Annotated in this window: 15 protein-coding genes and 3 pseudogenes; 5 read left to right on the forward strand and 13 right to left on the reverse strand. The window is 58.8% G+C overall.

The window, feature by feature from the left end; translation table 11 throughout:
- The first annotated feature begins 903 nt into the window (after positions 1 to 903).
- Entirely contained in the window at positions 904 to 1,233 is a 330-nt protein-coding gene (locus AC1RT6_RS18100) for a hypothetical protein (protein WP_472791861.1), read from the forward strand.
- A gap of 463 nt (positions 1,234 to 1,696) precedes the next feature.
- Here the strand turns inward: AC1RT6_RS18100 and AC1RT6_RS18105 are convergent, their stop codons facing one another.
- The 3 genes and pseudogenes from AC1RT6_RS18105 to AC1RT6_RS18115 form a co-directional block, all read right to left on the reverse strand.
- Positions 1,697 to 2,101 carry a four-helix bundle copper-binding protein gene (locus AC1RT6_RS18105; RefSeq protein WP_472791960.1) on the reverse strand — a complete coding sequence of 135 codons (405 nt, stop codon included), beginning with the start codon at positions 2,099 to 2,101 and terminating at the stop codon, positions 1,697 to 1,699.
- A 264-nt stretch (positions 2,102 to 2,365) separates the two neighbouring features.
- Positions 2,366 to 2,545: pseudogene (locus AC1RT6_RS18110) on the reverse strand (ATP-binding cassette domain-containing protein); the annotation flags it as partial.
- A 299-nt stretch (positions 2,546 to 2,844) separates the two neighbouring features.
- A complete protein-coding gene (locus tag AC1RT6_RS18115) occupies positions 2,845 to 4,293 on the reverse strand; it encodes a calcium-binding protein (protein WP_493029570.1) in 1,449 nt (482 codons plus the stop codon).
- Between the two features lie 349 nt (positions 4,294 to 4,642).
- On the opposite strand from AC1RT6_RS18115, the gene AC1RT6_RS18120 reads away from it, so the two are divergent.
- Positions 4,643 to 4,990 carry a hypothetical protein gene (locus tag AC1RT6_RS18120; RefSeq protein ID WP_493029571.1) on the forward strand — a complete coding sequence of 116 codons (348 nt, stop codon included), beginning with the start codon at positions 4,643 to 4,645 and terminating at the stop codon, positions 4,988 to 4,990.
- Between the two features lie 12 nt (positions 4,991 to 5,002).
- Here AC1RT6_RS18120 and AC1RT6_RS18125 read toward each other — a convergent pair whose 3' ends face one another.
- A complete protein-coding gene (locus AC1RT6_RS18125; protein WP_472791857.1) occupies positions 5,003 to 5,167 on the reverse strand; it encodes a hypothetical protein in 165 nt (54 codons plus the stop codon).
- A gap of 45 nt (positions 5,168 to 5,212) precedes the next feature.
- Entirely contained in the window at positions 5,213 to 5,482 is a 270-nt protein-coding gene (locus AC1RT6_RS18130) for a hypothetical protein (protein WP_472791856.1), read from the reverse strand.
- A 236-nt stretch (positions 5,483 to 5,718) separates the two neighbouring features.
- On the opposite strand from AC1RT6_RS18130, the pseudogene AC1RT6_RS18135 reads away from it, so the two are divergent.
- From AC1RT6_RS18135 to AC1RT6_RS18145, 3 genes and pseudogenes are all read left to right on the forward strand, one after another.
- Positions 5,719 to 5,866, forward strand: a pseudogene (locus tag AC1RT6_RS18135) (NAD(P)-dependent oxidoreductase); the annotation flags it as partial.
- Between the two features lie 177 nt (positions 5,867 to 6,043).
- Positions 6,044 to 6,214: a hypothetical protein gene (locus tag AC1RT6_RS18140; RefSeq protein WP_472791855.1), complete on the forward strand. Its 171-nt coding sequence runs from the start codon at positions 6,044 to 6,046 to the stop codon at positions 6,212 to 6,214.
- 103 nt (positions 6,215 to 6,317) lie between these two features.
- Positions 6,318 to 6,768: pseudogene (locus AC1RT6_RS18145) on the forward strand (DUF411 domain-containing protein).
- Positions 6,769 to 6,820: 52 nt separating this feature from the next.
- On the opposite strand, the gene AC1RT6_RS18150 reads toward AC1RT6_RS18145, so the two are convergent.
- The 8 genes from AC1RT6_RS18150 to AC1RT6_RS18185 form a co-directional block, all read right to left on the reverse strand.
- Positions 6,821 to 7,966, reverse strand: coding sequence for an acyltransferase family protein (locus AC1RT6_RS18150; RefSeq protein WP_472791854.1), 1,146 nt, complete (start codon positions 7,964 to 7,966; stop codon positions 6,821 to 6,823).
- A 420-nt stretch (positions 7,967 to 8,386) separates the two neighbouring features.
- Entirely contained in the window at positions 8,387 to 8,788 is a 402-nt protein-coding gene (locus tag AC1RT6_RS18155) for a copper-binding protein (protein ID WP_472791853.1), read from the reverse strand.
- Between the two features lie 146 nt (positions 8,789 to 8,934).
- Positions 8,935 to 12,132: an efflux RND transporter permease subunit gene (locus AC1RT6_RS18160; RefSeq protein ID WP_472791852.1), complete on the reverse strand. Its 3,198-nt coding sequence runs from the start codon at positions 12,130 to 12,132 to the stop codon at positions 8,935 to 8,937.
- Complete coding sequence (locus AC1RT6_RS18165) at positions 12,129 to 13,649, reverse strand: efflux RND transporter periplasmic adaptor subunit (RefSeq protein WP_472791851.1); 1,521 nt, start codon at positions 13,647 to 13,649, stop codon at positions 12,129 to 12,131. The genes AC1RT6_RS18160 and AC1RT6_RS18165 overlap by 4 nt, the downstream gene beginning before the upstream one ends.
- A 384-nt stretch (positions 13,650 to 14,033) precedes the next feature.
- Positions 14,034 to 14,327, reverse strand: a complete 294-nt coding sequence (locus tag AC1RT6_RS18170) for a hypothetical protein (RefSeq protein WP_472791850.1) — start codon at positions 14,325 to 14,327, stop codon at positions 14,034 to 14,036.
- 333 nt (positions 14,328 to 14,660) lie between these two features.
- Positions 14,661 to 15,302: an NrsF family protein gene (locus tag AC1RT6_RS18175; protein ID WP_472791849.1), complete on the reverse strand. Its 642-nt coding sequence runs from the start codon at positions 15,300 to 15,302 to the stop codon at positions 14,661 to 14,663.
- Positions 15,299 to 15,853, reverse strand: a complete 555-nt coding sequence (locus AC1RT6_RS18180; RefSeq protein ID WP_472791848.1) for a sigma-70 family RNA polymerase sigma factor — start codon at positions 15,851 to 15,853, stop codon at positions 15,299 to 15,301. The genes AC1RT6_RS18175 and AC1RT6_RS18180 overlap by 4 nt, the downstream gene beginning before the upstream one ends.
- 280 nt (positions 15,854 to 16,133) lie before the next feature.
- Complete coding sequence (locus AC1RT6_RS18185) at positions 16,134 to 16,943, reverse strand: IS5 family transposase (protein ID WP_472791847.1); 810 nt, start codon at positions 16,941 to 16,943, stop codon at positions 16,134 to 16,136.
- Between the last annotated feature and the right edge of the window lie 217 nt (positions 16,944 to 17,160).

Raw genomic sequence — 17,160 nt, forward strand, 5'->3', positions numbered from 1 at the left:
TTATTTAGCCTCGCGCGGTGCAGGTCAGGGGCATTAAGATGCGTTCCCACTTAGCGAGCCTTATGCAACGCACCACCTTGCAGGATTCCTTTCGGCAGGGTCGACGAGGTTCGAGAGCAGACAGAGACGATGCCGTCCGGGCCGGAACAAGACGCGTTATTCAAGAAAATCGCTCAGGCCGACCAAGACCAAAACCTTACAATTGGATCAGCTCGCCGGAGCTTCAACCGCGGAAATGATTACGGGCCCGCGCTCTCGCCGACTTTCAGCCCGATCGACGACGCAGTCGGCAACCTCCCGGCTCGACTGGGAGTACCGGAACTACTCAGTCGGCTTTAGACGACGGTTGACAAGTCGGCAAACGCCATAAGCAACGAGCAGGGGAAGCCCCGCCGCGCCCAGCAAGGGCTCTGGAGCTCCATGGACGCCTCCAGGCTTCCAGCCGTGCGGAGATCCACTCTGAAAGGCGTCCACGATCAACTCCACCATATACCCCGTCGCGGCAGCTGTGACTATGGCCACGATACAGAAAGCGGCCTTGGCCAACAAATGCGAGCACCTTAACCCTCCGGAAAGCCTTAAACAATCCGGACCAGGGAAATTCGACTGAGGAAACTGATCCAATAATCCTGACCGTTGGGGGTCCCTCGCCAGGGGCGCCGTCCGACTCGCTTTAGGCCTTCCCGGCCTGGCCTCTGCTTTTGCCCCGAACAAAACGCTGACTGTGAGTTACTTTTCCTAGCGGTGGTCCAATCCACCAGCATCAGAGCGGGATTTTTGCTGCTGCCGATCGTCCCCGTTAACGCCGCGGAAACCATCAATGGTTTCCTAATGAGGAGTGTCAAACTTTTCATGATCTAGCGACTTATCGTGTCGACAACCGGAATAAAGCGGGACGGTAAGATGCAGCGATATTCAATCAACCAGACTGAAAAGCAGGACGTTGGAGTGTCACCGGACATCAGCGGGCAGAGTTATCGAAACGCGGTATTAACTCGGTCTACGGCTGAAGGATCACCGAATACCAACGCCGATGTGCTCGCCAAGGTAATCTTGGATATCAAGATTATTTTGGAAATTGAGAAGGCGCTTGCGGATGACTTAGACTTCGGAAAGCCTCGAAGCACACGACCATTACACGATCAGATCTTGCTCATTATGGACAAGGCAGGTGCTGTTGGTGCTGCCAAGAGAATACAGGCGGGATACACCGAGCTCAGGGTGGTGAAGTAGCCTTAGGCTTTAACGCTGCGGTCGGCCGTTATGTAAGGGGTTGCCTATCGACTGCATGGCAATCGAGTGACGAGCCATGCCAAGTAGATCGCGGAACCGACCTTAGAGGAAGCCTTGGTTGATATTCAAATTTTGGCCCGCGTCGCTTTACAGAGCGGTCACCGGGCCGTCATGCGCACGCCGATCACTGAACCGGGCTTAGTCGCCCGCCTTGATGGCGGCGCTTCGGCAAACCTGGCAAGGGCAACGACAAGGTGGAGGGCCTGGTTGGCTATGTCCGGCGTCGAAACTTTCCGCGACAGGAAGAGGCGTCATGAAGTTGCCGCCTGCACGAAGCGCGATCAACGTCGAGAAGCCTTTCTGCTACACTTTGTGCCCGCGATTCATACCTCTCTTGCCGTCATTGCGCCACGCGCGGCACTGGCGAGCAGCAAATTCGAGCTAAGGCGCCGATCCCAGCCACTCAGTGTGCCATGCTGTGACCGGCCTCTTCGCAGGTCCGCATGCAGCGCTGACAGGCATCGGCGCAAACACGGCAATGTTCGTGCATGCTGGCATGTCGTTGGCATTCATCGCCGCAGAGTCGGCACGCTGCACCGCAGGCGTCGAGCATCCGCCTGATGATTTCTTCATCGGACCCGGTTCGCCTTGTCGCGATGCGTCCGGTGATGTTGCAGATGTCGGCGCAGTCCAGGTTCATTCGTATGCACTGCGTTAGGTCACGCACCTTGGGCTCCGCGAGGCACGCATCCGCACAAGACGTGCAGGTCTGGGCACAAGAGTAACATTCCTCGATACAACGGATCAGGGCGTCATTGGGGCGCGCACGCGCGTCAGGGTGAGTGCTGATCATTTGCTGAGCTTGCATTGCCGTTCTCCAGTTGCGGCGGACGATGACCGTCAATGCGGCGTTGGATGGAAAGTTCACCTGTGCAACAAAATGTCAGCGCTCAGCCGCAACCACGCTCAGAGAGCGGAATGCCTGCGGACCACCGTTTCTTGTGGTGGGCCTGATTGCCTGCTTTAATCCTCCCTGAAAGCGCGTGCAATCTGGTCTGTCACAGGCTTTATCAAGTATGATAACACTGTTCGTGAACTGGTCTGGGCGTAAACGTCGGCAGGCATTCCGGGAAGAAGAGTTGGGTTCGTCGAGAACGATGAAGAATGGCTGGCGGTAAAGGGCCCGGGCAAGTGCTATGCGCTGTCGCTGTCCCGCCGAGAGTGAGGCTCCACCGTCTCCGATCTGCGTATCATAACCATCAAGCAGAACAAATGAGTCGTGGACTCCAGCTCCGCGAGCGGCATCGATTACCAAATCCGAAGAATCCCTGAAAGACATAAAGGCCGAGCACGAGGACACCTAGCCCGGCCAACGTCGGCAAACTACGGCTGGGTAACACCCGATCGTAGACTTCGAGCATAAAGAGCGAACCAGTCAAATAGAGGAGACTGACAAGTGCACTCAGCAGGCCCACTGCAATAAGTGCGCCAATTCCGGTCGTATATCCGATCGGAGTTGTGCGGGACGAACCGTCGAGGCGTGACTCCGCTCGGAGTGTCATGCTCGCGCCTCACCACAATGTTCCAAAGCTACGGCAAATGCGCCGCCACTCATGCCATCTGCCACTCGGGATGCGGGCCTTGGAAGATCGGACTGCTTCCTCCGGTACTGATTTGCGGATCGGGCACGAACGCACCGCCTTCCACGGCGTTGAACATGAAATCGTCCTGCGTCATCTGTGCTTTCGTAAGATCTTCAAGAAAGAGGGAGCCGTCCCCCCAACTGACGAGAACGCCGGTGTGATCATCACCGTGCGTGGAGAAGGAGTCCGCCACCGTCACTTCGTTAGGCAAGACGTCGCTGAATGCGATGTGATCAAAAGCACCTGGGCCAGCATCGAAACCGCCGACAACGACATCATTGCCGCTTCCGTGCGCGACAATGAAAGCGTCGGCTCCGTCGCCGCCATTGTAGACGTCGTTTCCGGGACCTCCGTCGAGCATGTCGTGCCCGGCGCCGGCACTCAGATAGTCCTTGCCGTCCTCACCCATCAGATTGTCGTTCATGAGCCCGCCGTAGAGCTTATCGTCGCCGGCGCCGCCGCGAAGATCATCCTGGGCATTGCCTCCGTCGAGTAGATCATTTCCCGCATCGCCAGCGAGATGGTCCCGGCCATCGCCGCCATGAAGTTGGTCATCACCTCCGAGTCCAAAGTAGAAGTCGTTCTTGTCGGTCGCTTGCAACGTGTCGCTCTGAGCGTCGGTGCCGAAGGCAACGTGATTGTCATCGAATGAGGTCTGAAACTGTGCGGCGGTTTGGCCGGGAGTAGCCGGAGATGCCTCGTTCCCTCCATCTTTCACGAAATGCTCTGCCGTGACCCGATCGGCTGTCGGATCAGTGGGGTTTATGAGGTGCCGGTCGTCAGCGAACATGAAGTCGTTCTGGTAAAGGTCGTCCTTGTAAACGCCCTCCAGCAGGACCGACCCATCTCCTTTGTCGGTATTCCAGCCGATGAGAACGCCGGCTGCCGTATCGTGCAACCGAAGCTGCTCGGGTTCGATGTCCATCACGGCAAGGTGGTCGAATATGCCGGGTCCGGCCACGAAATCCTTGATGATGTCGTGACCGCTGTCCGGCGCAATCATGAATGCATCGGCTCCGAGGCCGCCAACGAGGATGTCGTTCCCGAGGCCGCCATCGATATCGCCGTGACCGGCGCCCTCGTTGAGATAGTCATTGCCGTCCTCCCCCATCAGGGTGTCGGCTTCGCTCCCCCCCGTTAGCCGATCATTGCCGGAACCACCGACAAGGTGATCCGCTCCAGCAGATCCGGCCAACTGGTCATTCCCTGCACCCCCCATGAGGTCGTCGCCCATGCCGCCGCCGGACAAATGATCATTGCCGGCACGACCAAAGGCGATGTCCATCGCCGCGTGCGATTCCCGATCGTGATTGGAACGATCATTGCCGACGAACAACTGATACTCGTCAAACGATTGATAAGTGAGGCCATCAGTGTGGCGAATACCGTGATGGTGCATATGCCGTGTGTTGTTCATTGTTTACTCCAAAATGCGAGCGGCACCCCAACGGCCCACCGGGCAACCTTCGCAATCAATCAACGTTCCTTCGACGGGCGAAGAATCTACCAGCTGCGTTTCCAAACATAGATTGGGAAGACTGGGTAGCGTCAGCGTCGCCAGTTTGCTCGTGCACCGCTTGCCTACCCGTTTGGCCGCCGCCAGAAATAAGCCTGCGGCGACGCGAATCAGTTGCACAGGGCTTCAGCGAGGTCTTCATGATTGCCCTTCCTTATGACTACTTTTTGATCGTCTGGTTTGTGCTCGCGATTGCTATGCCCTGTCAGGTGGAATGCTCGCGGCGAACCGGTTCTGCCTCGTTCCGTCGATGGGCAGGATTCGAACGGATGCGGCCGAAGGATTAACGAGCGAGGTCGTCCGCAAGGCTGCGCAACCAAGGCATTCGCAAGTTGCTCAGTATCAGCGGCAGTACAAGGACACTGTGGCGAAGGCAAAGGAGCAAGCCAAGCAAGCCGCCGATGCAACAGCTAAAACCTTATCGCGCGGGGCGCTTTTCGGTGCGCTCGCGCTGATGCTCGGAGCACTCGCGGCATTTTTCGCCGGCAAAGCTAGCGCAGTTAATGCCCCGCGTTCCCGAGATCTTGCCGATCGGATGGCGGCACGGCGTCAGCAGGCCAAAGCGTTCCTGGATCGCTCATGGAAACTATTTGGTTGATCGAAAGCGCGTCTACGTTTTCTCAGCGCGATATCCCTTGGGGAGGACCTGATCGCCCGCTTCGTCAGCAACGGGGATGTCTTTTACCAAGCCTTCTTTCACAGCATTTTCCCAGACCTCCATTTCGGTCGGGAATGGCTGTCCGATTTGCCTGTTGCCATCAAACAGTGCGTACATCTCCTGAACCAACCTCCCGAGCACAGGTCATACGCCCGGCTAGATCTAACGGCTGTATCGATCGTAGTATTGTCGAAGACTGTTGCGCGGCGACTGAGACCCTTTGGTCAAGATCACGCCCAGCGCGAAGCCGACAATTCCAGCCATGATAAGGGCACTTCCGGGGGCTTTGGCGACAAGCTCGGAGCCCTGATCGTAAGCCGCTGAGCTCGCGGTCGTCACATTGTCAGCCATGCTTCGTGCGGCGTCCTTGACTTGGCCTGCCGCGGTTTGAAGTGCATCCTCAGCTTCCGTGCCGGCGTTACGATCCACCATAAAAAATCACGCCCTGTTGGAGCAGCAATAAGCCGTCCGCAGCACTATCGTTCCGGTAAAACGGAATTGTCAGCGGGCGCGGGTCGCGGTTACTGATAGGCCACTTCGCGCTCCATCGCGTATCTGCCGAGGAATTGGAACCTCCCGCGAGCGACGCGCTTGTTGCGTTCCGGAGAAGGAGCGCCGAGAGCCAGTCCGATCAGGATCAGATAGAGCCGCCCGGCACTGAAGCCAAAATGACGCCCCAGGCCGACCACGGCGAGGACAGCTATCGGGGCTGCGACAAGCTCACCGGGCGGGCGGCGGTGCCGGAGGGACAGCGGCATCGGCCGGGCCGTGGCCATCGCATATGCGCGAGAGGGCGCGGACATCCTGATCAGCTATCGTCGGCAGCGAGCGGTCTTATTGGTGGTTCGCTTAGCACTATGTCGAGTGCGTTGAGCGGAGCCGGAAATGCGATCGGCAGTTCAGTCCAAACCGCCGTGCAGACTGCTGCTCCCTCGTTGAATAATATGAACGATCCGATGGCGAGGATCGAGAATCAGATTCGAAGCACATCTGGTGGTCAAGATCCTGCTGCACTCCGTGATGCGGCAGCCTCCTCTGTACGTGCGGCACTTTCAGGTGATCCTGCTGAGCAAGCCGCCGCCAACGATAAAGCCGCTGAAGCTCTTGCAAAATCCCAGGATATTCCGGTCCACCAATGTGCTCGGGGAGCAGGTCTTGGGATAGATGGTTCTCCTGGCAGTCAGCATTCTCGGCACAATGCAGCCGGCCGCGGGGCAGTGACAATGGAATCGCGCAAAGGGATGACCGGTTTGGAAGGAGGTTCAAGATGAACACAGGTAATTTATCGCGGCGGAGTGCACTGGGAACTGTCGCGGCGGCGTTGAACGCTTCGACGGTTTCCGAGGCTGCTCAGACCCCCGCCATTCGTGTTCACAAAAATCTGCGTTGCGGTTGCTGCTCGGAGTGGGTGCGGCATCTGGAAGCTGCGGGTTCGGCGTCGCGGTTCAAGAAGAGAGAAACCTTCAGGACGTTCGAAAGCGCTTGAGCGTCCCGACGGATCTCGTCGCATGCCATACCGCCGAGGCGGGCGGGCACGTGATCGAGGAACACGTTCCGGCGCCGGCCATTCAGCGCCTATTGAAAGAGCGCCCCCTTGCGACAGGCGTGGCGGTTCCAGGAAGCCAGTGGGGTCGCCCGGCAAGAAGGGCGGCATGCCCGAAAAGTATGCTGTCATTTTGTTCGGCCCGAACGGTCGGCGCGCGGACATGGAATTCTAAGGCATGCGTCCCGTCGGCTGAAGTGGTGGGAGCAGTCAAAAACCCAGCTGACCTACTGGTCGGTACTTGGCTGCATTGACCTTGTATGTTGTGCCATCTCATGCATGTATTTTGATTTGAATCGCTGACGCAGACGGTCAATCCGCGCTTCAATCGAGACCGAGATGGTTTTGCGCGCGCGCATGGCAGGCCGCTCAATTAACAGCCACGATGGAAGCGCGACAGCGATGGCCAACACAAGCGAAAGCAGTGTTAGCGACCAAACGCTGATGCTTGGTTGCACTAACATCAATGTTTGTGTGATTGGCCAGCCGAATATGTAAATGCCATAGGAAAGATCGATGCGATTGGTGAGACTGCGCAGATGACCGGTGCGAAGCTTGCCAAGCCAGACAATTGCGTACCCTGTCGCAAAAAGCGAAACGATGCGCTCGAGAGGAGATCCAATCGTGAACCAAAACAAAACGGATACTGCGGCCACGCCGAAGATAGACAAAACGATCTGGTTCCGGAAAACATAAAATCCGACGCCTAGAGAAAAACACAACAAAAAGCGCGCCGTTTGATCGAGTGGGGTTGTGTCGTGTCCAAAACGAACGAGCAGAATTCCTCCCGCAATGGTCCAAGAGGGGCCGAACAGCCAAGTAAACCGACGTTTGGTTACAAATCCAAACCACGCGACAAATGCGAGTAACAAATAGCATGCGGCTTCATACTTCAGTGTCCAGATTGACGCATTCATCACGGAAGGATGAGGGTTTCCGTCGAACACGCCGGGCAATCCGGTGGCCGCGGAGCTCAGAAGCAGGGTGCTCACGCCGTATCGCCAAACACGGGTGTCCGAAAGGAATTGCGTCAGTGTGCAAGTCGTAATGATCGCTCCTACGAGGACCAGGAGAAGTGCGCAGGCTCCGAGTGCAGGAAATATTCTGAGACCGCGCGCAACCATAAACTCAGTGGTAGAGGGCGATTTAGCGAGACTTCCGGCAACCGTTAAGCCGGATAGAACGAAAAACACATTGACGGCGTGATCACCGAGATTGAAGTAGGTAATGCTGGAAAGGATTTCATCGGCCTTGTGACCAGAGTGTAAGAAGACGGCATGAGAAATGACGACGGCCGAGGCGGCCAGTAGACGTAATAGGGTAAAGTTGTTCTGTTTCGGATCAAGAATGTCTCCGAGTCGGGTTAGTGCCATCTTCCCACCTATTTGAAGAACGGCGTCATGTGCCGGATTGTTACGACATGAACTGCAGTTTCAATCATCAGCAAGGAACGCGCCAACGGTATGAGTCCTGCGGGGAACCGAGCGAGGCTAAGAGACCGGATCGGAAGCGGGTCGCCGACTTTTCTCATCGGAAAGGCGACGACCGAGCGCCCTCAAACCTTACCCGACAGGCATTTCTGAAAGTTGAATTGGAGGCACGCCTGTCCAGGCAGTCATTTGCCAAATATTCACTTTGGGCTTTCCAGCCCCAGCGTCGTTCCTGGCTTCATGCGATTGTCACAATTTGCTGCCTCTGATCGAAGCACCGCAGCCATGGCCGCGGTTTCTCGATTACGTCTCCTCTTTTGCGGCCAGGGCACGTGTACGATCAGATTCCGTTCGCCGCGTGCGTCAAGGCGCCGGCGTGATCGACTGGACGGTATAGGTGCCGCCGGAGCTGCTCAGGGTGAAATTGACCTTGTCGCCAGTCTTCACCTTGGCGAGATCGACGGACGGCGCAACGGCGAACTCCATCTTCATGGCGGGCCAGTTGATGGCGGGAATTGGACCGTGATCGAAGGTGATCTTGTGATCCGCCGCGTTCAGCGCCGTAACAGTACCGGACGCGGTCGCCGTCTTCGCAGCCTTCTTCTCGCTCATTGGCGGCACCTTCTTCATGTCCTTCATGTCGGACATGTCCGCGCCTCCCTGAGCGAGCGCGGTGCCCGCCTGCAGCGTCAATGCCGCGCCGAGCAGCGTGGCAGCAAGAACTCCGGCACGCTGGGCCCGGCGATAGTTATCGACAAAGTGCATAGATATTCTCCTGTTTGGCATGATGGTTGGCAATACCACGGCGGGCGTGGATGGCTGGGTGATGAACGATTGAACGGGAGGGGCTAAATCGCCCTCGCGCCACAGCCGCCGTTTCCGACCCGCAATCCTTGTGTGGCCGCTCGGCGTCACTGCACGTTCTCCGCACGATGCAGGTCGAACGTCGGCGTCAAATTCCGATGCTTGCCGTCTTTCTCTTCCCGGTCCCACGGCGAGTCGGGCAATCCGATTCCTTTGACCACCGCGAAGATCGCGGGAATGACAACGAGCGTCAGTACCGTCGACGAAACCATGCCGCCGATCATCGGCACGGCAATTCGCTGCATGACCTCCGAGCCGGTTCCCGTGCTCCAGAGAATCGGCACCAGGCCCGCCATGATCGCGACCACGGTCATCATCTTGGGCCGCACCCGGTCCACCGCGCCGACCATGATCGCCTTGTAAAGATCGGCGCGCGTGAAAGGCTCGCCCGTGGCCGCGCGTTCAGCCTTCAATTCGGCCATGGCCTGTTCGAGGTAGATCAGCATGACGACGCCGGTCTCGGCCGCGACGCCGGCCAGCGCGATGAAGCCGACGGCGACGGCGACCGACATGTTGAATCCGAGCCACCACATCAGCCAGATGCCGCCGACCAGCGAGAACGGCAGCGACAGCATCACGATCAAGGTTTCGGCCAGCTTTTGAAAATTCAGGTAGAGCAATAAAAAGATGATCAGCAAGGTGACCGGGACGACGATCTTGAGCCGCGCCTCGGCGCGCTGCAGATACTCGAACTGTCCGCTCCAGGACACGTAATATCCCGGCGGAAACGTGACCTTCTGCGCGACCGCCTGCTGCGCCTCGGCGACGTAGCCCCCGAGGTCGCGACCGGTAATGTCGACGTAGATGTAAACCGCGAGTTGGCCGTTCTCGGTGCGAATTGACGTGGCGCCGCGGGTCAATTTCACGCTGGCGACCTGGCCGAGCGGGACGCTCCCGCCGGACGCTAACGGCACCTGGACATCGGTGCTGATCGTTTGCGGGCTGGAGCGGAGCGCGCGCGGATACCGGATATTGACGGCATAACGCTCCCGGCCTTCGACCGTTGTCGTGACCGTTTCTCCGCCGAGTGCCATGGAGATCACGTCCTGGATATCGCTGATCGTGAGTCCGTAGCGGCCCAACGCCAAACGATCGGGGATGATCTCCAAATAGTATCCGCCAATCACGCGCTCCGCGTAGGCGCTTGAGGTGCCGGGCACGGATCTAACCACCCGTTCGACTTCGCGGGCGATCTGCTCCATTTCCCCAAGATCCTGGCCGAAAATCTTGATCCCGATGGGGGTACGGATTCCGGTCGACAGCATGTCGATGCGGGCGCGGATCGGCATCGTCCAGGCGTTCGAGACGCCCGGAAACTGGAGCGCCTTGTCCATCTCGGCCTTGAGGTTGTCGATCGTCACGCCGGACCGCCATTCTGATTTTGGCTTCAAATTGATGATGGTCTCGAACATCTCGGTCGGCGCCGGATCGGTCGCGGTCGAGGCGCGGCCCGCTTTGCCATAGACCGATGAGACTTCGGGGAACGACTTGATGATGCGATCCTGAGTTTGCAACAGCTCCGCCGCTTTGGTGATGGACAGGCCGGGCAGCGTCGTCGGCATGTACATCAACGTGCCTTCATTGAGGCTCGGCATGAACTCGCTGCCGAGCTGGCGGGCAGGCCAGATCGTCACCGCAAGCGCCACAAGCGCAAACATGATCGTTAATGTCTTGGTGTTAAGAACCCACCGGATCACCGGTCGATATACCCAGATCAGGAACCGGTTCACGGGGTTCTTGTGTTCTGAGATAATGCGCCCGCGGACGAAGATGACCATCAGGGCAGGCACAAGCGTGATCGAGAGCAGGGCGGCCGCGGCCATCGAGAATGTTTTGGTGTAGGCGAGCGGCCCGAACATGCGTCCTTCCTGCGCCTCCAGGGTAAAGATCGGCAAGAACGAGACGGTGATCACCAGCAAACTGAAGAACAGCGACGGTCCAACCTCGCTCGCCGCATTGATCAAGGTCTGCCTCCGTGGTGTCCCTGGCTTCGCGCGCTCCAGGTGCTTGTGCGCATTTTCGATCATGACGATCGCCGCGTCGATCATGGCGCCGACCGCGATGGCGATGCCGCCAAGGCTCATGATGTTGGCGCCGAGCCCCATGAATTTCATGGCGGCGAAGGCCATCAGGATGCCGACGGGGAGCATCAGTATGGCGACGAGGGCGCTGCGCAGATGAAGCAAGAAGATGAAACAGACGAAGGCAACGATGATGCTCTCTTCGAGCAGGGTGCCCTTGAGGGTCTCGATGGCCGCCTTGATCAGTTCGGAGCGATCATAGACTGAGATGATCTCGACGCCTTTGGGCAGGCTCGATGCGATCTCCGCGAGGCGCGCCTTGACGTTGTCGATAACGGTGAGGGCGTTGGCGCCGAACCGCTGCAGCGCGATGCCGCTGACGACCTCGCCGTCGCCGTTGAGTTCGGTAATTCCTCGCCGCTCGTCCGGACCGAGTTCGACGCGAGCAACGTCCCGCAATCGAAGCGGAGCCCCCGCGTCGGTCTTCAGAACGATGTTCTCGATGTCCTCGATGCCCCTGAGATAGCCGCGGCCGCGGACGACGAATTCAAACTCGGACAGCTCCACGGTGCGTCCGCCGACGTCCGTGTTGCTCGCCCGGACGGCACTGCGGAGCTTGTCCAGCGAGATTCCTTGGGCGCGCAATTTCTGCGGATTGACGACGATGTTGTACTGCTTGACGAAGCCGCCGACGCTGGCCACTTCCGCAACGCCTCCGGCTTTGGAAATGCCGTACCGCACAATCCAGTCCTGCACCGAGCGGAGTTCGGCGAGGGTCATGTTCTTGGCCACGACGGCGTACTGGTAGACCCAGCCGACACCGGTGGCATCGGGCCCAAGGCTTGGCGTGACCCCCGTGGGCAATCGTCGCGCAGCGGTGTTGAGATATTCCAGCACGCGGCTTCGCGCCCAGTAGGGATCCGTGCCGTCTTCGAAGATGACGTAGACGAAGGACACGCCGAAGAACGAGAAGCCGCGCACGACCTTCGATTTCGGAACCGTCAGCATCGCCGTGGTCAACGGATAGGTCACCTGATCCTCGACGACCTGGGGCGCTTGTCCGGGATATTCGGTGTAGACGATGACCTGCACGTCGGAGAGATCGGGGATGGCGTCGAGCGGCAGGGTGCGCAATGCGTAGATGCCCGCCGTGACCGCGAACACCGTCCCGATCAGGACCAAAATCAGATTCCGCGCCGACCATGCGATCAGGCGGGCGATCATTTGGCCTTCTCTCCGTCCCTAAACGCCCGCAACGCGGATTTCAGGTTGCTTTCGGCATCGATCAGGAAGTTGGCGGCAACAACGACGAGCTCGCCTTCCCCGACGCCTTCGCGGATCTCAGTGTAGTCTTCGCCGTGCGTGCCGAGCTTGACTTCACGCGGCTCGAACCGGCCTTCACCTTTGTCGATGAAGACGATCTGCCGCGCTCCGGTATCGATCACCGCGCCGTTGGGTACCGCGATCACGGACTTTTCCGCACCGAACGCAATTTCAACATCGGCAAACATGTCGGGAAGAAGCACGTCGTCCGGATTGGGTAGTTCGATACGTACCTTGGTGGTGCGCGTCTCGGTATTCACCTGGGGATAGATCAAGGCGACGGATCCCTTGAATTCACGCCCCGGCAGGCTGCGGACCTTGATGGTTGCCGCCGAGCCGACCTTCACTACGTCGATATCCTGTTCGGCGACGTCGGCGATCACCCAGATCACGGAGGTATCGGCCAGCCGAAACAACACGTCGCCCAACATCGCCCGCATGCCCTCGACGGCGGTTCGCTCCAGAATCACGCCGTCGCGCGGGGCCGTCCAGGTGATGGTCAGCGGGACCGTTTTGGTACGATCGATGTCGGCGATTACGTCGGCGGGCACCGCCAGATTCTCGAGCCGTCGCCGCGCGCCGTCGAGCAGTTGTTTGCGTCCCACCAGATTGGCCACGCGCGCACTGTCCCCGACAGTGGACAGATACTGGGCGCTCGCCGATGCAATGTCAGGCGAATAAAGCTTGAACAAGGGTTGTCCCTTAGTGACATGATCGCCTGTCGTGACGTTCTCGACGCTTTCGATGAATGACTGGGCCCGCAAGGAAATCACAGCCACGCGCCGCTCATCGAGCTTGATCGTTCCGGGCGCGCGGATCGGCCGCGTCACGGTGCGCAGAGCGGCGGGCTCGGAGCGCACACCGGTGCGCTGCAGCTTGCCCGGTGAAATCTGGATTGTTGAGGCGGCATCCTCGCCTTCGTAGACCGGAATGTAATCCATCCCCATCGAATCCTTTTTCGGGACGGGAGAGGTGTCGGGCAGGCCCATCGGATTGCGATAGAAGAGAATTCGTTTGGCTCCGGAGTTGGCGTCCTGGGCTGGCGCCGCACTTTCTGGAAAATTGTCGAAGCTGACGTCTTCGCTGGCATGGACTGCGGTATACGGACGCCCGTCCGGCGTTGTCTTGGCATCGGTTGAATAGAGCAGTTTGCCGTCGGGATCGCGGTAGTAAATGACCGGACCGGTTGCCGTAGGCTTGGCGGGCTGTGATCCGAGGAGGGCTGCGACACGAAGCGGGACCCAGTCGGGCAACGTTTGATTGGAGTGGCCGAGTCGATAGCCAACTCCCAGCATTGCGACGAGTGCGCTTGTAGCAAACGCAACGAGAACGATCCGTCTCGCGGTAGATCTTCCGGTTCGGGCGCGGGGCCCCACGCGTCCATCCTCGAATGGACGGTGTTCAGTCAACTTATCCATCGGTGTACCCCTGGCGCTGCTGCGGACTGCCGCAACTGAACCGGATTATGTCTTTCCGGCAGAACCGATGTCAGTCTGGGAAGCGATCGCAAGTGGGTCGCCCGTTTCTGGCGATCCCTCCGTACCCGACCGAGCCGTGCTCAGCCGGGCACATCAGTCCACCGGTCGAAGATCCTACTTGCAGACGAACCACCGATTAGTTCGCACCGGACGGCGGACCGGTTACAGGCTCACGCCGATGTGAAAAACCCACTTGAGTGGTCGTTCGATGTCCCGAAAGCCGATTGATGCCGAGCCGCACGATTCATGGACGCCCTTCCGAATGCGCAAAGTTCATCGATCGGCATGATGATCGGACGGTGGCTGTTTCAGCCGTGACGGTCTTTATTGTTTCGGTGCATTTTGCTTGTCGTGACGCTCGTTGCTGGCCTCCATCATTTGATTGCAGCTTTCCATCATCTGCTTCATTTGACGCATCATGCCCATCATTTCCTGCATGCCTTGTGAGCCGTTGCTCATCATGGGTTGATTGGTTTCCGTCGGCGTCTTCGGTGGCGTGGACGTTTCGTCCGCCTGGACGGCGGCGGAAGCCGCTAACGACGCAATCAATGCGAGCGGGATGAGAGTGGTGATCTTCATTTGGTTGCCTTTCAAAGAATGGCGCGCGTCGGTGGTCAACGCGTGCTGCGGTGCGGTTTGGAGCAGACTGCGACGCTTGGGCGCTCACCAGGAAAGCGAGCGTCATCTGTTAGTTCGGAAAGAGAGTATGTTCGGTTACAAGCTCACGATTTCGTGAAATCAGGCGGTCGACAGGAAAAGTCCATCGGCGTCAACGAACCCGAGGTCAGGTATCGTCTTCCGCACTTACGTCCGCCGATGGCACGGCTTTTCGTCTCGAGATGAAGCCAAGCTGGAATCTCCAAACACGCGGCCGATCTTGTCGAAGGTTTCCGCGGGTCGGATTCGCGCCTTCATTCGCGAGTTCCGCGATCTGGCGGGTGGTCAGTCGGTTTACCAATGCAGCAATTTGGGCCCGAGTACGGCGCCGGCGACCGTACATAAAACGATTGTGCCACCGTACCAGAGCGCAATGAAGGGAAACAGGTCATCCATGCAATGCAAAGCGTAGGCGGTTGCACTGACGCCGCCCGCGACGAGTCCTGCAAGCGCGCCGGTGCGGACCAGGTCCGTAGGCGCGGCAAGGCGGATCGCCGACATGACGGCGGCGAACGGCACGACCGCGACCGTTGGGATGGCGATCAGACACTCAAGCCAATAGCTGCCGAACACGATGGTTTCCCAGTGCGACCGCGGTGCCGTGGCCAGGCTGATGGCCGCGATGATCATGATCGCGAGAAATGGTAGGACAGTGAGGGCGAACCGGACCCGAAATTCGCCGCCGGGACGGATGTACTTGACCAGGTAATGCGAGGCCAAAATCACGACCGACAAGCTGAAGGCGAGTTTCGCGATCAAGAAGACCTGGGCATGTATTTCGTTAAGGTCAGTGCGAACGCCGAAAACAAAGACGACCGCCAACAGGGACGCCGCTGCGCCAACCAAGATTGCAATCCGGACGTTCCGGACAACTTCCCGCGTATCGACCGGGTCGACCTGCGAACTGAGCATGGAAATCAATTCATTGGTTTTCACGCTTTGGTCTCCCGTGCAATCAATGCGGTGAGGATCTTCAGCCCACGGTGAATGTTGACCTTGACGGCGGATGGCGACATCCCGCTACGATCGGCGGCCTCGGCCACGCTCAGGCCGTCGAGCTTCACGTATTGGAGCGAAAGTCTCATTCGTTCCGGTAACCTTTCAAAGAGCTTGGCGAGATCGAGTTGGCTTTCGGCGGCGGCGTTGTCGTCGGATGCCAGGATGTATTCGGCGTTTTCCAAGGGCACGTCCGCCGTCGTGGTCCTGGTGCGCCGCAAATGGTCGATAAGCTTGTAGCGTGCAATGGCGTAAACCCAAGGCGTCAGCGGCTGCTCCGGATCGTAAGTATGCCGCTGCGTATGGATGACAATTAGGGCCTCCTGCACGAGGTCTTCAGTTTCCTCTGCCGGGCGTCCAGGTCGCAAAAGTCTGCTCTTGTAGTAGCTCCGCAGATGTCCGCTCAAAGCCGTCAGCAGCGATCGATGCGCGTTGGAGTCGCCTTGGAGACTCGCCGTCATGAGCGCTTTGAGGTCGGACTCCTTCGTCATTTCTCCCTCTTTGAATTCGAATGAAGAATGCCCACGGTTACACGCTCACGAGATCGTGAGGTCCGCGCGGCGCGAAAGCCATGCCCAATCGCGAAGTGGGGGTCGAATGGAAATGCGTCCATTGATCAAACCGTTCCGGACTTCGAAAAGTCAGATGCGAGTATAGCTTGCATCTGACTGCGCGGGGGTTGCGGATTCGCAATGTCTCTGTCCGTCAAAGAACCGACCTACGTTAACACCATCTTCCATCTCACAGACCAAGTCAGGCGACTAGAGGCTGTTAGGAATTTGCGGCGAGTTGAGCTGCGTTTTTGAGCATGATGCAGACGAATGCGATGATGTAGATATCGGCGAGGGTCGATGCGCATCGCTCATAATCTCTGGCGAGGCGGCGGAAACGCGTCGCCCATGCGAAGGTGCGCTCGACCACCCAGCGTCTGGGCAGCAAGACGAAGCCGCGCTTGGCTTGCGGCAGTTTGACAACGCTCAGTTCGATGCCGGGGCCGGCTGCGGCCGCCGCGGCACGTTCGCCTGTGTAGCCTTGATCGACGAAAGCGATCTCGACGCTCTCGTCCGTTGCGGCCTGGATATCCCGGGCCATTTGGCCGACAGCGTCTCGATCTCCAACGCTTGCGGGCGTGACGTGGAGCGCGAGCATGTGGCCGAGCGTATCCACGGCCAGATGCAGTTTGGATCCCTTCTTGCGCTTGGCGCCGTCGTAACCGGCGCGGGCTCCGCTCTCGGGCGTGGAACGCAAGGTTCGGCTGTCGATGATCGCCGCCCTTGGCTGCGCTTCATGCCCGGCCGACAGACGCAGCAGCACCCGCAAATCCTCCGCGAGCGCTTCAAAGCATCCCGCGCGAAGCCAGCGCTGCGCCTGCTGATAAACGATCTCCCACGGCGGCAAATCGTTAGGCATCCATCGCCATGGCGCGCCTGTCTTCACAATGTAGCCCAGCCCGTTGAAGACCTCACGAAGCGGATAGCTCCGCTGTCCGGCGCTCTCTGGCAACAACGTCAGATAGGGCGCCACCAATGCCCACTCGTCGTCCGATACATCGGACGGATACAGCTTGCGTGATTCGCTCATCACGCAAGCCTCAGAAGCTACCGTTAATCAGTCCCTAACAGCCACTAGTCTCTAGGTGACGCACCGACCGACTTCGCACCGAGCGAAAGCTGCTAATCCGGCGTCAGTCGGGACGGCGTGTTGAATGCAGGTGTGGATGCGAAGTCGGCCGGGAATGATACCGTTCCGTCCGATCTCCCAACGTCTTTCCTTTCCCGCAACTTCCGTCTTCGCGGCG

It is taken from the genome of Nitrobacter sp. MLSD-S21, assembly GCF_058809865.1.